Origin of the sequence: Halomonas sp. AOP13-D3-9 (genome assembly GCF_052379125.1) — a bacterium.
GTDB lineage: Bacteria > Pseudomonadota > Gammaproteobacteria > Pseudomonadales > Halomonadaceae > Vreelandella.
This window is the reverse complement of sequence record NZ_JBQSYH010000005.1, coordinates 42,857-60,103: the sequence shown is the minus strand read 5'-3', so window position 1 is coordinate 60,103 and position 17,247 is coordinate 42,857. Positions and strand designations below refer to the sequence as shown.

Genomic DNA, 17,247 nt, shown 5'->3' with positions numbered 1-17,247 from the left:
ATGGATGTTTTCAACGACCAGGAAAGCGCAGCAACGCCCGCCTGGTATGTTATTCAGTGCAAAGGGGGCGAATCATTTCGCGCCGCTGAACACCTCGCCAACCAAGGTTACGAGGTGTTTCACCCGGTGCTAAATAGCCAACGCAAGCGCCAGGGCAAACTCACCACGGTGACCGAACCGCTGTTCCCCTATTACCTATTTATCTATTTGGATCAACTGGTCAGCAACTGGCGACCGATTCGGTCAACTCGCGGCGTTCTGCGTCTGCTTACCTTCGGCGACAGGCCTGTCGCCGTGGCCTCACAGCTCGTCGAAACCCTGCGCAACCAGCCGCACCACCAGGAAGGCATTCATAGCTATTTTAGCGCCGGCGAAAAAGTCACCATCACCGACGGCCCCTTCAAAGACCTGGAAGCCATCTTTACCCGCCTTAAAGGCGAAGAACGCGCCATCGTGCTGCTCAATGTACTCAACCGGCCACAGCATCTCGAAGTACCGCTCGATACCTTAAGCAAGTCGTAGCCCACACAGCTCATAACGATGCGCTACACTAGGCCTTCATAACCGAATCATTCTGCATGGAGGCAAGGGTGGCAACCTATCGACGCGCGCATATTCCTGGCGGCTGCTACTTTTTACCGTCGTCACCTACGCACGACAACCCCTCTTGGCGGACCGCCTTAATATTAACGCCCTCGGGCGAGCGTTCCGCAGAGTTCGAGAAGAACGCCCCTTCATAATGGATGCGTTTGTACTCCTCCCCGACCACCTCCACTGCCTATTGACACTCCCCGAAGGCGACGCCGACTACTCCTCGCGCTGGCGTGACATCAAGAAATACGCCTCGCAGGAATTTTTATTTCCCCCCGGCACCCAGAACGCCTGGCAGCGCGGCTTCTGGGAGCACGTCATTCGCGACGAAAATGACTGGCAGCAGCATATGGATTACATCCATTACAACCCCGTCAAACACGGCTGGGCTAATACGCCCCGCGACTGGGAGTGGTCAAGCTTTCGGCAATGCGTACAAAAAGGCTGGTACGACCTCGACTGGGGCACCCAACAAGTACCCGATATCGCCGACATGAATTGGGAATAAAGCCGCAAACGTATTCAAGTGGGTCCACATTTCGTAGCGCGTGGTAACGAATCTCGCGAGGTACAAGCGAATGAGGCACCCGCGGGAGGTGTCGGAACGACGCCCCGTGGCAACCAACCAACTCTGCCTGCGCGGGCCAACACCGGCACCGCTTCTCGCTGCTCCCGCGGGTGCGCCGTAGGCTTACCACGCGCTACTCAATCTCGCTGGCACATGAAGCTGGGGTTTCCAAGGCCATGAGCACGTTATGCACATGGCCGTGACAACCAATATCGAGAAGGTTGGCAAAACAAAAACCGGTGGCGCTTTGACTTAATGCCCCCAAACCACAAAATAAGGGTTGAGCTTTTCGCTGGGGTTAGCGTAGCTAAGGGGTGTGCCTTCCAGGGTTTCTACCCGGCCACCGGCTTCGAGCACTACCGCGTGGGCGGCGCCGGTATCCCACAAACAGGTGGGCCCCAAGCGGGGATAGGCGTCGGCAAAACCTTCGGCAATGATGCACAGCTTTAGCGAGCTTCCCATGGGCAACATGGTGTGCTCCCCTAACTGTTCCAGCCAAGCGGCCAAATCAGTGCTGGGGTGCGAACGGCTCCCCACTACCCGCCAGGTGACACCCGCTTTCGGCTTGCCTGCCACGGCAATAGCCTTACGGCTTCCATCCGCTTCAACCTTAAACGCGCCCATCCCTTGCGCGGCCACATAACCCACCTCAAGCGCAGGCGCTGTCACCACACCGAGCACCGGCTTACCGTTTTCAATCAAGGCAATATTGACGGTGAACTCACCGTTACGCTTGATGAACTCTTTGGTGCCATCAAGCGGGTCGACTAACCAATAACGGCCCTCAGCATCAGCACCTGAAAAACCCTCAATATCCTCTTCAGAGAGGATCGGAAATTGCACCGGCAGCGCCTGCAAGCCGCACACGATCACATTGTGGGCAGCAATATCTGCTTCGGTCAGCGGGCTTTTATCGTCCTTCTCTTCCACGCTGAACTCGCGCGCGTATACGCTCATAATGGCATCGCCAGCGTCACTTGCAATGCGCTCAATGGCATCCAACAGGGCTTGATCAATAACAGACATTGGGTTTGCAGACATAGCTTTATTCCTTGCATAAAAAAAGCTGCCAAGCAGCGGCCAACCTCGCCACCACCTGACAGCTAGAGCATTCTATTTAGCTGATCATTCCACGTTCGCGCAGTGCTGCGATATATCGTCGCGTGCTTATACGTCGTAACCCGCTTCGCGAGCAAGAAGGGTATTGGCTTTTAGCCAACCGTCAATATGTCCGCAATCGAAAGTACGTCCACTCATACGGAAGGCTTGTACAGGTTTGCCCTCCTGCATTAAACGATCAATCGCATCGGTTAATTGAATCTCGTTACCGGCACCGGGAGGCTGGTCACTTAACAGCTCCATTACACGATAAGGCAGTACATAACGTCCAATGACAGAAAGACGCGATGGTGCATCTTCAGGTTTGGGCTTCTCAACGACACCCAGCATATCGGCGCTTTCACCAGCGTTAGGTTCGCTGCCTCCACAATCCACAATTCCGTAGCGATATACATCTTCTTGCGGTACCGCTTCCACCATTATCTGAGCAGCGGTATTCGAGTCCCAGCGCACTACCATATCGCCAAGATCACAGGCATTACTACCTGCCTGAGGCTTCACAAGTACGTCGGGCAAAATAACCGCGAAGGGTTCACCTTCACCGAGCAAATGGGCGGCACAAAAAACGGCATGTCCTAACCCTTGCGCATGCGGCTGGCGGACACTGGTGATTTTAAGTCCCGGCGGCGCGATAGCCGCTAAGGTTTCCAACAGCGCATCTTTCCCTTTACTAGCTAAAGAGTCTTCAAGCTCTGCGTGGGCATCAAAGTGGTCTTCAATGGCGGATTTACCCGAGCGGGTCACTAAAATAATTTCATTGATGCCCGCCGCTAGCGCCTCTTCCACCACATGCTGAATCAACGGACGATCCACTACCGGTACCATCTCTTTGGGGATCGCCTTGCTGATCGGTAATAAACGTGTACCAAAGCCAGCTACTGGAATAATCGCTTTGCGAACCTGCGTCATGAATACATTCCTTAATTGCGTTACGTTTTTATCTTAATTTAGTCTATCAAAGATGATGGCTTACTTAGCGGCTTTCCGACGCCACTCGCCTATTTTCCGCAGCAGTTGCTCAGTGCTAGGATCTTTTACTACATCCTGTGTAGAAGAGTCCCCTGCCAGCGTTTTATAAAGGCTTGACGCTAGTTGCTTGCCTAACTCCACACCCGGCTGGTCAAAAGGATTAAGGTTCCACAGCACAGATTGAACAAACACCTTATGCTCATAGAGTGCTAGCAGAGCGCCGATGCTCCAAGCATCCAACCGCTTAAGCAATAACAGCGAATTGGGTTGATTGCCTCGATAGCCTTGGGCTGTATACCCACGCAGCACAGTAGGAATAGCGTCATCCCCCAGAGCAAACAGCTGCGCCTGAGCCAAGCAGTTTGCTAACGTTAGCTGCTCTTGGGAAGCCAGCAACCCCCGCACACTCTTCGTAGATTCTACCTCTCGCTCAGCTACCGCAACAAAGTCGGCGCTCACGGTGTGGCTACCTTGATGCAACAATTGGTAAAACGCATGTTGCGCATTTGGCCCCACGTCCCCCCAAATAATGGGACAAGTAGAATGGGTAACCGAACGGCCATCAAGGGTGACGCTTTTGCCGTTAGACTCCATCTCCAACTGCTGCAAATACGCAGGCAGGCTCTTTAATCTGCCATCATATGGCAACACGGCATGAGTAGGAATACTCAAGAACTGACAATTCCAAGCGCCCACTAAAGCCACAAGAACCGGCAGGTTCTCATCCAGCGGCGTTTCTAAAAAATGGCGATCAATGGCATGGGCACCTTCCAGCAACGTATTAAAACTCACCATACCAAGCTGCATCGCGACACTCACGCCGATCGGCGACCACAATGAAAAACGCCCACCAATCCAGTCCTTAAAAACCAGTTGGTGAGCATCAGGAATACCAAACTCTGTCATCTTATCTGGCTTCGAGGAAACCCCCACCAACTGGTGACGACATAGCGTTGGCACATCTACTTCAAGCGACTCACTCAACCATGTTAATGCCGTTTTTACATTGAACTGCGTATCCGCCGTAGTAAACGACTTAGACGCCAGTACTAAAAGAGTGGTGGCCGGATCTAATGTCTCCATTAGCGGCAAAAGCTGCGCACCGTCCATGCTAGAGACATAGTGAACGTTAACATATGCATGGCTCGGGCGATCCGCCAAGGCTTCACTAATCAATTTTGGCCCCAAATCAGAGCCGCCTACGCCAATATGCACCACATTGGTGATTGATTGCCCAGTAGCACCAAACCACTCCCGCTTATGCAGGCGCTCAACCAACTCGGCTAAGCGCGAACGCTGCTGCTGACAAAAGGCGGTTGCATCTTCCATACCGCCAGGAGGCGTTGTCGTTATGGGCCAGCGCGCCGCCATATGTAACGCTGCGCGCTGCTCAGTATTATTCACCTTAGCCCCGGTGAATAACGCCTTGCGCTGTTCCTCAATCCCACAACTCTTTGCCCAATCAGTTAATAATGCCAGGGTTTTTGGCGTAATACGCTGCTTACTGAGATCTAAATGTAGCGTATTAAAGGTAAACGCCAGTGAACTAGAGCGTTCAACAGCAGCGGGTGAATCGCTACCAATCAAATCGCTGAGGGATTGCGCTTGAAGATGTTCAGCATGGGACTGCAAAGCGTTAACAGGCGTGTAAAGACGATGATTTGTCGCAGAAAGATGGGCACTCATAATTTCTCTTCCCTGATGGTGAATAAGTAACAGCTGTTAGCCTATTAAGAGCAAGCTCCGAGCCAGTCAAGCTAGGTTTACTTTAAAATGTATAGTTTACAGTATGATGAAACCAAAGTAATACCTAAAAGCAAACCTAACGTACTCCGAACAATGTGCCACTCAGGTACATAGCTGCACACTTCTGGCACTCCTCTTTTGATAAAGGCAGCTCTACTCTTTCAACACTCCCGCCAACAGCGATGTGGCGTTACCAATCAACTCGTCCAAATGCTGTGGGCCTTTAAAGCTTTCTGCATACACCTTGTAAAGCGATTCAGTGCCGCTGGGACGCGCAGCGAACCAGCCATTGTCGGTAGTCACTTTAATACCGCCAATGGCAGCGCCATTACCCGGTGCGGCTACCAATACGGCCGTAATGGGATCGCCAGCCAAGGTTTTCTCTGTCACACTCTCGGCAGTAAGGTTTTTAAACGCCGCCTTCTCTTCTGCTGAACACGCAGTGTCAACGCGCTTATAGAAAGGCTCACCGAAACGCTCGGTGAGCGAACGATAATACTCACTCGGCGTTTTACCTGTGACCGACATAATTTCCGCCGCCAGCAAACTCAATACAATGCCATCTTTATCGGTAGACCATGCCTTCCCATTGCGGGTCAGCAAACTAGCGCCAGCGCTCTCTTCGCCACCAAAGGCAAGCCAGCCTTCATGCAGACCATCCACAAACCACTTAAAGCCCACAGGCACTTCGTAAAGCTCCCGATCATGTGAAGCCACAACCCGGTCAATCATGGAAGACGATACCAGCGTCTTACCAATTTTTAACGTAGCGGCCCACTCTGGGCGGTGAGTGATCAGGTAATCAATGCACACTGCTAAGAAGTGATTTGGGTTCATCAAGCCATTGGCATCGACAATGCCGTGGCGGTCCGCATCGGGGTCGTTACCAAAAGCGATATCGAAGCGATCTTTAACGTTAAGCAGATTAGCCATCGCCGCCGAACTTGAACAATCCATACGGATTTTGCCGTCGTGATCCCGCGGCATAAACGCAAACTCAGGATCAACCGACGAATTGACTACTTCAAGGTTCAAGCGGTAGTGGGCCGCGACCGCCTGCCACACTGGCAGCGCCGTACCGCCCATTGGGTCAGCGCCTAAGACCAGGTTCGCATCCTGAATCGCGGCAATATCCACCACGCTACCCAGCTTGGCAACGTAATGCGCTGTGAAGTCGTACTCCTGGGCGTGGGCAATCGCCTCCTCCACGTGCACCATTGGCACATCCTCTAACTGGCGCAACAGGTAAGCATTGGCACGCAACTCTATCCAGCCCGTGGCATCGGTATCCGCTGGGCCGCCGTGGTGTGGGTTATACTTGATACCGCCATCTTCAGGCGGATTATGCGAAGGCGTGATGATCAAACCATCTGCAAGAGCCGGTGCCACCTGATCTTGCGCATGGTTGTGGTGTAATATCGCCTGGCTAATGAGCGGTGTTGCGGTATAACCGTGATCTTTCTCAATGAACACCGGCACGTTATTAGCCGCCAACACCTGGAGCACGCACTCCCAGGCAGGCCTTGAAAGCGCATGGGTATCGAAACCTAAAAAAAGCGGCCCCTTATAGCCCGCTTCACGCCGGTAATCGACCACTGCTTGAGTAATCGCCCAAATATGTGAGGCATTAAACGTGCGCGCAATTGAGCGTCCACGATGGCCTGAGGTGCCAAACGATACGCGCTCCTTAGGATTGCTAGCATTCGGCTTTAGTTCATAAAATGCGTTTAAGATAGCTTCCATTTTCACCCTTCCTGAATTTAAATTTATTCATTGCTCGCCGCAGCGTGTAGACCAAAATGCAGCCGATCTATGTGGATCCCCAACACGGCGTGCGTCTAACGCCGCCTGCTGCGCCATACGCATAGTCGCGGCGGGATCTTCCAATAATTGCACAATGCCATCTTGCCAAGCATTAGGGTAATCCTCCACCAACAAACCATTCTCGGCGTGCCGTACTACCTCAGTATAGGGGTATCGATTGGAATAAATGCCCACGCCGCCCATGGCTGTAATATCCAAGAATTTAATAAATGACTTACCTTGATTGAATGGCGTGGGTAATAACGGCGCCAAGCCAATGTGCATGCGGCACTGACGCTGATACCGCTGAAAAGCTTGCCAAGGCAGCGGTGCAGGCACATTGACACGCGGCAAAGCTACCAATTGGGACGGGGCATGCTTACCCAACATTAGCTCCAACTGAGTATCATCGCGCAGCTTTTGGAGTGCTTCCAAGGCCGGAGCAATATGCAGCAAATCATTAAGATGCGCCCGAGTACCATGAAAGCCTATTTGCCAAGGAGCTTGAGTAGAGGGAGGAATTGCCAAATGATCATGGCTGGGTAAGGGCGCTAGTAATGGAGGCGTCAACACTGAAACGAGGGAATGGCGCAGGGTAAAGTATTTAGCCAACTCATCGCTACACGCTACTACTTCATCAGCCAGTGCCAATAAGCGTGGTTGAAGGCTAGCTATACGCCCCATACGCTTGCGATACGCCCTTGGCAACGAGAAATCATTGGCAGCGGCAGGAATATCGTCATCAATTAGATAGACGATATAGCCAAAAATATGGCGGTGACGCTCTAACCAGCGCAGCCAACTTAATGGCAACGAGCGACACACCAGCAGGTTAACACCGGCAAAGCGGCTTATAAAAGAACGCCCATGCAACCATGCAGAACCAAAAGAGCGAGATATAGGGTAACGTTCGGTGAGTACGCCCTTTTGATGCAGTTCAGGTGCTGCAGATTCAAGAAAATAGATATCCTCGGTGGGCCGAGCCCCATCGCTAACAACCAACCACTGCGGCTTAGGCCTCACTACTCACTCCTCCTTTTGCCTTAACGCAGCGAAAAATCTTCATGAACCAGCGTTAGATTCGGATTGTAGGCCGGATCGTTATCAAGCTGGTCTGCCCAGGTACGTCGCATATACGCGACTTCACTTAGCCAACGAGCTCGTTTTTTAGGTGTATCATCAGCACCACGGGAAATGGACTCATGGTGATAAAGCTCAGCATACGGCGTCCACAGATTACGATATCCAGCTTCTCTGACTTTTAGACACAGATCAACATCATTATACGCAATGGTTAAATCAGTTTCGTTCAGGCCGCCAACGTTATTGAAAACACTTTTACGCAATAACAAACACGCTGCCGTCACAGCAGATAAGTTCTGCACAAGCTTTAGGCGGCCAGTATACCCATCACTTTGACGAGGAAAGAACCGATGCGAATGACCAGCAACATCTCCTAACCCCAGAATCACCCCACCATGCTGCAACATGCCATTAGGATAATACAGCTTGGCACCGACACAGCCAATTTCCGCACGACAGACGTGACTAACCATTTCAGTTAACCAGTGCTCATCAATAGGCTCAATATCATTATTAATTAAACCGATGATGCTGCCATGGGCCTGAGCAGCCCCAAAATTGTTGATTGCTGAATAATTGAACGGATAATTCCACTTAAGCACGCGGACACGAGCATCTCGCTTTTCAACCGCTTTCATGTAAGCTAGCGTTTCAGGACAGTCACTTTCGTTATCCAAGATTAACAGTTCAAAATTTTGGTAAGCGGTAAGCGCTAAAATAGCGTCCACGCAGGGACGTAAAATGTCCACTCCATTACGAGTGGGCACCAGCAAGCTAACCAACGGCTCCGGGGATGGAATCGGCCAATTAACGCGTACAGAGTCTGCGGTTAAGCCTGGCAGCACACGTGCTTTAGAGCTAGACACCTGTTGAGCCAAAACCTGACGTACCAATGAAACCGCCTCTGTCTGAACCAATTTTCGAGGTGCCACTGCACCTCTGTGATAAAGCATCAAAGGCAGGTGGCAAACCGTTTTAGCATGACCATAAGTGGTCTGCCACATCAAAAAAGTAAGCGCTAGTGCATAATCAACGGCCCCGGGATTAGTTAAATTACCTAACAACTCTGATTGCTCTGTCTCTAGCTGCCAAAGCAAACGCCGATTATAGAGAGCTAAACGACCAATATAGTTAGTCGAGAGCAACAAATCCGGGTTCCATCCTGGCTTAAATACCGGATAACAACGCTTACCTTTAGGCCCCAGTGAATCTTCATCGGCATAAAAAAGCTGAGCTTGCGGGTGCAGATTCCAGGCCGTTGCTAACTTGCACAAAGCCTCGTTGGCAAGTTGATCGCCAACACTAATCCGCATCACTCCATCACCCTGAGTTTGGATAAACCCTTGGTGATCCAACTGCGCAAACTGATTGTGATAGCTATGAATAAGATTAATACGGTTCGAAGAAGGAATATAGTGCTCTAGATTTCTGCGCTGTTCATCCTCAATATCTGATGAGAGAACAATATAAATTTCCCAGAAAAAATAACTCTGCGATTTTAGCGAATCAATTGTGGCTACAAACGGCGCCTCACCATGCTGAAGGTCATTTAACGTCACCGGCATAACAAACGAAAAAAATGGCACTGTTTTCAAACCAGCAATAACCGTTAAAGGCTCCTCATTTGTCGCCTGTTCGGTGTTCTCGACCCAGTGTGCATAGTCATCAGCAATATGTTGTTTAGCGTGGGTCTGATCATAATCAGCCAATGCCAAACTTCGCCAGCTTCGGCCTTTAGCAACTGAATCAATATGCAATGAGCGGATTGCCTGGCTTCTGCGCATGCCTTTATAGTTTGCATGATTATTAATTAATCGCCGCGCCAAGCGATCATGTGCAAACCACGGGGTTAGCCATACCCACTCAATAGAAGCCTCCGAAAGCGCGCTTTCAGAGGCTATGAAAGAGAGCGATATCTTCCAAACACCTACCGGCACCAATACGATACGCTTGGTAATCTTACCTGGGCGTAATGAAACTGATGACTTAATAACGCGTTTTTGGGTATGAAAGATGAGCGTTGCGGCGCCATGAGTACCCGCGCCCAAGCCATCTAACTCCAACATATTCCAACCAGGCCAAGGGTATTCGCCACTGATATCGCACAATGTACTGCTTTCAAGGGAAGAAGCATTATCAAACGACTGCACCTCAACAATACGCAGTGAAGATTGACACCGCCAAAACGCAGTCTCCCCCCTAGTAAGCAAGGATGTTACTTTCTCTTTGAATCTGACTAAATGCTGCCTCATACCACTACCTTATATATTCCGTTACCAAGAAAATAATTACTTGATGACTGCACGGAGAGTCTCTTCCCAAGGCAGCAGCCCAATGGTTTTAAGATATTCATCTGAGGCAGTTATACGCTTATCACTTACTCCCTCAAATCCTTTTTCATCTAACAAATCGCACTTCTGAGGAATAATCTCTCCCAAGCAATAAGATACTGTTGGCACCTGCACCACAAAACGCGCATTAGTCTGTGCCACTAAATAATTAGGCGCCACGGCAGCAATCAATTCAGGATCAACGTTACCGGCGCTGTGTACAAACACAATGCGCTGAAAAATACGGCAGAGGTAGTTAAACATTGAATAGCTGGATGAAGACCCAAACACCAAGCACGTGCCACTGACCAATGCCTCGGGATAGTCAATTACCAAAAGTCGTCCAAAATTAGGCAAGCCATTATCATAAGTTTTGTAGCGCCCATGGCCGAAAGAAGTCAACACTTCCACAACCGACGTTTGCTTCGGAGTCAGCTTGTTGCCTAAGTCTCCTCCCATTGTCTTACTTTTATAGCGGTCTTTTTTAAATAGCGCTTCACAAGCGGCCTGATCCACTCCTAACTTCTCTGCCAACGCCAGCGTCGCTGCCAACGCGCCTTTGTGAGTCCAGTGAGTATCGGTGGGAATAAAAGCCTTATCGCCTAGTGATTTAAGTGCACTAGTAGGGTGCACCACATGTTGCGCAGCGCTTAGCCCAAGCACTTGGTTCATAGGACCAGAAGCACCTTCTTTATAGACATGGTAATTCGCCCCCATCACATTCTCTTTCGAAGGTGCTACTAACAATGCCCAGGGAATCTTACCCGCCGTTTCAGCAAGTTGTATAAGATAATCGTTCCACTCATCCAGCCCACCATGGGTAAGGCGCATCCTGCCCGTAAATTGATCTACACTACCGTTGGTATCGTTATCGAGAAACAGCCACCCTTGCTTGCCTTCTATCACTTTCAACGGCTGAGCGGTTTCAACATCTCGGGTATCAACATTCACTTCTTGAAGGAGCCAACGCTGGTCTTCAAGCGCAAGCCAAAGGCGAAAATTCCCCAGCATCGGGGGTACAGTAAAGCGAAAACCACAACCTCGCTGGGAATGCTGCTCAGCAGGGAGCCCCAGCACATTTTCAATCACATCAGGGCGATCAATTTCAAGCGGATAGCAAAGCTCATAGACTGGCTGCCATTCAGCCACGATGCGCACTTGAGCATGCATTTCCACCAGGGAATCCGGGAGTAATAACCACCCTTGCACTACCCGCCCAGAAGGTAAGAAACGTGAACCACGTTGCTCAGAGGGGTAATCCAGCGACCAGCGCTCAACGGGTATGGCGCCGCTACTATACGTGGTGGAAGACAAATCCTTCAGACGACGCTTCAGCCATCGCGCTATCTCATGAGATGCAGATCGGTCAGCGCCAACCTCTCGTTTTATTTCCAACTGCTGCTGCAACCATTTCATCTTTTGCTTGACCTTAGGCGCGAGTTCAGTGGCTACATGACACGCTATATCATTGCGGTCATGGCGCATAAAATACTCACGCTGTTTTTTATAATTAGGCGTCGCCGCACTACCGCGCTTGGCCTTGCCTAATAAAAACTCTTCTACCGACTTCACAAGGTAATGATTAATTCGGGCACCTTCCCACACCACCTTTTGACTTAAGCCAAAGCGCTGCTTGCCGTGCTTGTCTCGCATCGTTTGAAGCGGCTGCCCCAAAGCAGTGACGTAATGACCACGCTTTAACCTTGCAAAGTGGGGGTTATCAAATCTTTCGACATCAGCAGGCCTAACGACACTCTTAAAATGATGATTCGGCCCAAAGGCCTGCTTAGCCCGCTGAGTGAAGCGTTCTATCACTAGTCCATCATCACGAAACTTAGCCCCATTAGAGCCGAAGCAAGCCCAATTAAGCGCCAATGCGCTCACATTATGTGATGCAAAACACTCTTCCAGCCAGTCTATTAACGGATATGGCCGTGATGCCAGCACCTCTGACTGTACCTCATCCAGCATAGGTAAAAAATACTCGTCAGCATCAATAAAAGCAACTAAATCAACATCATTAGGGCACTTATCAAGTAGCTTTTGATAGGCTCCTAATTGAGGCGGGCCATTTGCACTAGACACAGAAACGAATGTCACCAAACCGGCATGAGACAACGATATTAATAGCTCACGTGTACCGTCATCGCTTTCATTATCGGCAATTAAAAAATGGCTAGCTCCCACTGCCAGGTGGAAGGCCAACCACTCAATCAAACTATCGACTTCGTTTTTAACAATGGCAGCAATCGCAAGCTTCAAAAAACCCCCTCATTGTTTGGCGCCACCTAACTAAACTCAGGAAGCCGTGTTAGCTGATAAGCCTTTGCCAAAGCAGCGCGTAGCTCAGTGGCACTAAAATGCGTTTCTGCACGACGCTGCGCCGCTTGTCCCAAGCGTCGGCAATAAGCTGGCGAGACGGCAAGTTTAGCCACCTGCTGAGCGGCGGCCAATGGCTGTCCGAACGGCACTAGAAAACCGGTTTCACCCTCTAGCACAAGCTCGTTCAATGCCCCCCAGTTATACGCGACAACCGGGCGACCTGCGGCCATTGCCTCTAATACGGTACGCCCAAAAGACTCCTGAAAGCGTGATAGGTTCACCACAATGTCCAACTGTGCAAGAGCCTCTTCAGGCCGCTCAACGTAACCTGCAAAGGTAATATTGGCAGGCGCTTTACCGCAGGCTTGGCGGTTAAGCAAAGCCTCAATGGCTGGCGTGCGAGCACCAAACAGCACTACCTCAGCAAAGGGCGCCAACGACTGCAAATGGCTAGCCATTTGCACTAGGTCGTCTATGCCTTTTTTAGCCACGTTGCTGCTAAGCATACCCACACGCGCGCCACCTTCGCGGGTTCCCGCCACGCGCTCGCCAGGTGAAAACTGCACGGCTGGCAAGGCCATCAGTGACGGCATATCAATCGTATTGGGCACTATCTGTAGCGGTTTATTGCTAGGGTACGCAAATGCGCTGGCAACACAGCGGGAGTTCACAACCAGGATATCAGCTTGATTATGAACATGCGCGACTACCTCTTCAGGCATAGCCCCTAAAAGCGCGCATAAACCCTCATCGTGCTCGGGCAATTCACGCACATGCATAAGCGATGGAACTCCTGCACGCGCTGCCGCAACAAAGGGCTCGTGGAGAACGACGGTATTTCCATGCAGCGCCTTAACGTGAAAACGTTCAATTAACGCCGAAAAATGCACAACCGTTGCTTCTACTGGCTCTTTACCCCGCTGCCACCAACCGTATGGCAGCACCGCCAATGCCCTGCAACGTTCTAAAAGCGCCTGTTCATAAGTCAAATTATTTGCTTCAGGTAACGTCACTACCACATTCCAATGTAACGCCACCATCGCATCGAGCACATCGATAAAGCTACGCTCAGCGCCAAACAAGGTGGTTCCAGCCTGATGCGCGCACAGCATAACCGTTGGCTGCCCCTCAAAGGCTCGATCACCTTCCCACACAGGTAATGCATGATACCCACTTAACTCACCTTCAATCAAAAAGTGAGCTAATGGGTTAACGCCTGACGCAACAACATCAGGGTAACGGCGTAAATAGCCAGAGGTAGAAAAATCGGGGCCAGGATCTCGCCCTTCGTGCGCGCCGCTTTCCCAATAATGAATTAACGGTTCAGTTGGGATTTGTTGCAAATCAATGTAGCGCGTCAAATACCACCCAGCATCTAACATGCCAGACTCGCTTACCTGCTCAAAACCACCTAACCGCTCAACCTCGCCTAACATGCCATTAGCCACTGTGTTATTACGTAGCAGCGCTTGAGGTGCAGCAAATGGGCGCTGCTTCGGCGCTCGCGGCATGTAAAGCTGTGCCGTATTTTCTGCAGCTTGGTGCCAGCGTTTAGCTAACTCAATATAGCGAAACCGGGTGCCCGCAAACTGGCTAACCAAGTGGGAATTGGTATGCTGGCTCAGTGATCTCTCGTCTGCCAAACCGAAGGAAAGCGGAACACCGGCTACCACCTCGCCCACGCTATCTTTGCCATAGATAGCTTCTACGCGCAGCCTCAACTCGGTGTCAGCGTTAACATTAACTTCATCCCAGTAGCCAAGCGCCTGAAATGTCTCGCGACGAAACATAAGCGATGACATATTCGGGTAAATCCACCCGTAATCATCCAGCCGCCAGCGATGAAATACCAGTTCAGGGGTAACGCGCACCCAGTGTGATAGACAGGCTTTTAGCTCAGGTGAATCCAGTAAGGCCTGGCACTGCAAGGCAAGCTTTTGCGGATGCGACCAGTCATCGCTATCGTGAGTAGTAATAAAATCAGCGCTAGCAACATCAAGACCGCTATTACGCGCGGCGTAAGCCCCTTGATTACGATCATGACATATCAACACTAACTGCACATGAGAAGGTGCCTCATCCTGCAGTTTCTTCACCTGCTCAACACTAGCATCTTCGCTTGCATCATCCACCACAATAACTTCCAGCCGAACATCGCGCTGCTGAAACAGACTATTCAGTGCCACGTCAATTGTAGACTGCGCATTATAAAGCGGCACAATAACGGAAATATGGGGTAAAGAGGGAGTTTTTAAGGAAGTATCGCGAGTAGCGAGGGGTGAATCATCTTCAGCTAGGGCGAGGTTATCCAATGCTAATGGCATTGAAGAATCATGCTGCTTCACGGTGCTCAGCCCATGGGCAGCAAATAGCTGATTAATTACTTTAAGCCGTGTATCATCACTGCCCTTTTGAGCCAGCAGACCATTAGCCTCAGCAAGGTAGGTATCCGCATGGTCAGGAAAACGTTGTTTAAGTGCTTGAACGAGTTGTGGCAAAACAACTGGGCAAGACTTGCCTGCAAGTTTAAGCCGACATAGCGCATCGATTGCTAATAGCGCCATACGCGGGTGATCTACGTTAATGAATACGCTATCTGGGTCGTTTTGGGGCAGTAAATAAGTGACGACCCTTTCCCATTGCATTTGCCATGCATACCAACGGGCCAATGCCCAACGCGCCGCGAGACGCTCAGCGCTATTAGTATCACTAGCCTCTAACAACCCGGTTAGCCTTGGCAATATAACCGCACTAGCTCCGCGCCATAAAGCGTGATCCCAAGCCAATACACGGTTCTGACAAGGTAAGCGCCCTTCTGCTTTGCCATGCAGCTGATAATGCTGCCATGGGTCTACACCAGCGTGTGCTACATCAGGGTAGGCGGTTAGATACCAATCAGCATCAAATTCCGCTTGATCGTCTTTTGCTGCCAGTGGCGGCGCTTCCGTTAAGCGAGGTGCATTCAACTGGCGCCAACATTTAGCCAAAAAAGAGAGCATGGCACTCCAAATACATAAAATATAATTAAAATTAGCATGACCTTAAGCTAATAAAAATCAAGGCGATAGCAAAACCAGGCCATGATAACGCAAAAATGGGGCCTGCATAACGCAGAACCCCACTTATTCAAAAGCCCAGCGATAACAATAGCTGGCTAATTGCCGGAATAATTAATCGCTACCAAATAGGTCACGGGTATACACCTTGGCTTCAACATCAACAAGCTCCGGCACCATGCGGTTGGCCAAAATAACGTCACATTTATCTTTGAAAACCTCAAAGTCACGCATAACGGTAGAGCCGAAAAACTTCTCTTCATCCAGCGCAGGCTCGTAAACCACAACCTCTATCCCCTTTGCCTTGATGCGTTTCATTACCCCCTGCATAGCGCTGGCACGAAAATTATCCGAGCCAGTTTTCATAATCAGCCGATACACGCCAACCACTTCGGGTTTACGGCGCAGCACAGATTGGGCAATAAAGTCTTTGCGGGTGCGATTGGCCTCTACAATAGCCTGGATCATATTGCTCGGCACATCTTCGTAGTTAGCAAGCAACTGTTTGGTATCTTTCGGCAAGCAGTAGCCACCGTAGCCAAAACTAGGATTATTGTAGTGCTTGCCAATGCGTGGATCTAGCCCTACGCCCTGGATAATCTGTTTGGCATCAAGGTCATGGGTTTCGGCGTAGGAGTCTAACTCGTTAAAGTAAGCGACCCGCATAGCCAAATAGGTGTTGGCAAATAGCTTGATGGCTTCGGCTTCAGTACTGTGGGTCAGCAATACTTCAACATCTTGCTTGAGAGAGCCCTGCTTAAGCAACTCAGCAAAGGTTTCGCCGCGCAAAGAGTGCTCGCCAACAATAATTCGCGAAGGGTAGAGGTTGTCATACAACGCTTTTCCTTCGCGCAGAAACTCAGGCGAAAAAAGCAGATTCTGAGTATTGAAGCGAGCTGCGGTCTCCTTGGTGTAACCCACCGGCACGGTGGACTTAATTACCATAACCGCATTGGGATTAATCTGCATAACCTGACCAATAACCGCTTCAACGCTTTTGGTGTTGAAGTAGTTGGTTTCCGGGTCATAATCAGTAGGTGTTGCAATGATGACAAATTCAGCGTCTTTATACGCCTCCTCGGCATCTAAGGTGGCCGTAAAATGCAGATCTTCCCGAGCTAGAAACGCAGATATTTCAGCATCTTCAATGGGGGACTGACGGTTCTTCAGCATCTCCACCTTTTCTGCCACGATATCAACTGCAACAACCTCATGATGCTGTGCCAACAGCATCGCATTTGAAAGGCCCACATAGCCCGTACCGGCAACTGCTATTTTCATTCTGCTATGTCTCCATACATATCAACGGGTAAAATCTTTGGTTAACGTAAACTAATCGAAAAACGCACCCAACGATATAATTTATGACAACTACTAAAAGAGGAAATGGATGGATAACAAGCCGATAGCTACCACAACCAAAGTTTTTAACGCCCCTTTAGCGCCAAGAAAAAGCTATTCTCTGACCATATAGTCAAGTAGATTAATACATATTTCTCAGCAAAATCCGACGTATTAATGATTAAGTATCAAAAGACCCTAACTATTACATCTAATACTATTAGCGCACCAGTAAAAGCACATAATATAACGACTATTAAGGATCTTAGTCAAGCCAAGGCCAAATAAAAATTAATATTTTAACGAAAAAAATTAGGCA

General features: G+C 50.0%; 11 protein-coding genes. 2 read left to right on the top strand and 9 right to left on the bottom strand.

Annotated elements, in window-relative coordinates; translation table 11 throughout:
- Window positions 1–522, top strand: a complete 522-nt coding sequence (gene rfaH, locus ACT3UM_RS06840) for a transcription/translation regulatory transformer protein RfaH (protein WP_498897303.1) — start codon at window positions 1–3, stop codon at window positions 520–522.
- A 145-nt stretch (window positions 523–667) separates the two neighbouring features.
- Window positions 668–1,099, top strand: a complete 432-nt coding sequence (locus ACT3UM_RS06835) for an REP-associated tyrosine transposase (protein WP_498897301.1) — start codon at window positions 668–670, stop codon at window positions 1,097–1,099.
- A 312-nt stretch (window positions 1,100–1,411) separates the two neighbouring features.
- Here ACT3UM_RS06835 and cysQ read toward each other — a convergent pair whose 3' ends face one another.
- From cysQ to ACT3UM_RS06790, 9 genes are all read right to left on the bottom strand, one after another.
- Entirely contained in the window at window positions 1,412–2,185 is a 774-nt protein-coding gene (cysQ, locus tag ACT3UM_RS06830) for a 3'(2'),5'-bisphosphate nucleotidase CysQ (RefSeq protein ID WP_498897658.1), read from the bottom strand.
- A gap of 141 nt (window positions 2,186–2,326) precedes the next feature.
- Window positions 2,327–3,187: a UTP--glucose-1-phosphate uridylyltransferase gene (locus ACT3UM_RS06825; protein ID WP_498897299.1), complete on the bottom strand. Its 861-nt coding sequence runs from the start codon at window positions 3,185–3,187 to the stop codon at window positions 2,327–2,329.
- Window positions 3,188–3,247: 60 nt separating this feature from the next.
- Entirely contained in the window at window positions 3,248–4,933 is a 1,686-nt protein-coding gene (gene pgi / locus ACT3UM_RS06820; protein WP_498897297.1) for a glucose-6-phosphate isomerase, read from the bottom strand.
- 213 nt (window positions 4,934–5,146) lie between these two features.
- Window positions 5,147–6,736, bottom strand: a complete 1,590-nt coding sequence (pgm, locus tag ACT3UM_RS06815; RefSeq protein WP_498897295.1) for a phosphoglucomutase (alpha-D-glucose-1,6-bisphosphate-dependent) — start codon at window positions 6,734–6,736, stop codon at window positions 5,147–5,149.
- 27 nt (window positions 6,737–6,763) lie between these two features.
- Entirely contained in the window at window positions 6,764–7,819 is a 1,056-nt protein-coding gene (locus ACT3UM_RS06810; protein WP_498897293.1) for a glycosyltransferase family protein, read from the bottom strand.
- Between the two features lie 20 nt (window positions 7,820–7,839).
- Window positions 7,840–10,131, bottom strand: coding sequence for a glycosyltransferase family 2 protein (locus tag ACT3UM_RS06805; protein WP_498897291.1), 2,292 nt, complete (start codon window positions 10,129–10,131; stop codon window positions 7,840–7,842).
- 36 nt (window positions 10,132–10,167) lie between these two features.
- Window positions 10,168–12,471 carry a glycosyltransferase family 92 protein gene (locus ACT3UM_RS06800; RefSeq protein WP_498897289.1) on the bottom strand — a complete coding sequence of 768 codons (2,304 nt, stop codon included), beginning with the start codon at window positions 12,469–12,471 and terminating at the stop codon, window positions 10,168–10,170.
- 26 nt (window positions 12,472–12,497) lie between these two features.
- Window positions 12,498–15,530 carry a glycosyltransferase gene (locus ACT3UM_RS06795; RefSeq protein ID WP_498897287.1) on the bottom strand — a complete coding sequence of 1,011 codons (3,033 nt, stop codon included), beginning with the start codon at window positions 15,528–15,530 and terminating at the stop codon, window positions 12,498–12,500.
- A 171-nt stretch (window positions 15,531–15,701) separates the two neighbouring features.
- Complete coding sequence (locus ACT3UM_RS06790; RefSeq protein ID WP_498897285.1) at window positions 15,702–16,868, bottom strand: nucleotide sugar dehydrogenase; 1,167 nt, start codon at window positions 16,866–16,868, stop codon at window positions 15,702–15,704.
- Window positions 16,869–17,247: the final 379 nt, after the last annotated feature.